The organism is Pseudomonas sp. BAY1663 (assembly GCF_000582595.1).
GTDB lineage: Bacteria > Pseudomonadota > Gammaproteobacteria > Pseudomonadales > Pseudomonadaceae > Stutzerimonas > Stutzerimonas stutzeri_AF.
Map to the genome: position 1 here is coordinate 1 of NZ_AZSV01000216.1, position 593 is coordinate 593.

General features: G+C 57.0%; 1 protein-coding gene. It reads right to left on the reverse strand.

Going from position 1 to position 593, the window contains the following annotated elements; translation table 11 throughout:
• Nucleotides 1-523 (reverse strand): IS5 family transposase (locus BAY1663_RS22865; RefSeq protein ID WP_037045483.1); only part of this gene is annotated, 523 nt, incomplete at its 3' end.
• Between the last annotated feature and the right edge of the window lie 70 nt (nt 524-593).

The following is a 593-nucleotide window of genomic DNA, read 5'->3' on the forward strand; positions in this document are numbered from 1 at the left end:
TGCCGAAGTAATATTGGTTACCCTTCTTGGTCTGGTGCATCTCCGGGTCGCGTTTGCCGTCCTTGTTCTTGGTCGAACTCGGCACATTGATCAGCGTGGCATCGACGATGGTGCCTTGGCGCAGCGACAGGCCGCGATCTCCCAGGTAGCCATTGATCATGCCAAGGATACCGGCCGCCAACTCATGCTTCTCCAGCAGCCGGCGGAAATTGAGGATGGTGGTCTCGTCAGGAATGCGCTCCAAGCTCAACCCGGCGAACTGACGCAGGATGGTGGTCTCGTACAGCGCTTCTTCCATCGCCGGATCGCTGTAGCCGAACCAGTTTTGCATCAGATGTACGCGCAGCATCGCCATCAGCGGATAGGCGGGTCGGCCGCCTTCGCCCTTGGGGTAATGCGGCTCGATCAAGGCAATCAAACCCTTCCATGGCACAACCCGATCCATCTCGATCAGGAACAATTCCTTGCGGGTCTGCTTGCGCTTACCGGCGTACTCGGCGTCGGCGAAAGTGATCTGTTTCATCGGAAACTCGGGCGGGTGGAGAGTCTGGGCATTTTGCCAAATCAGGAAGTCTTCTTCAGAGTTTCCTTAA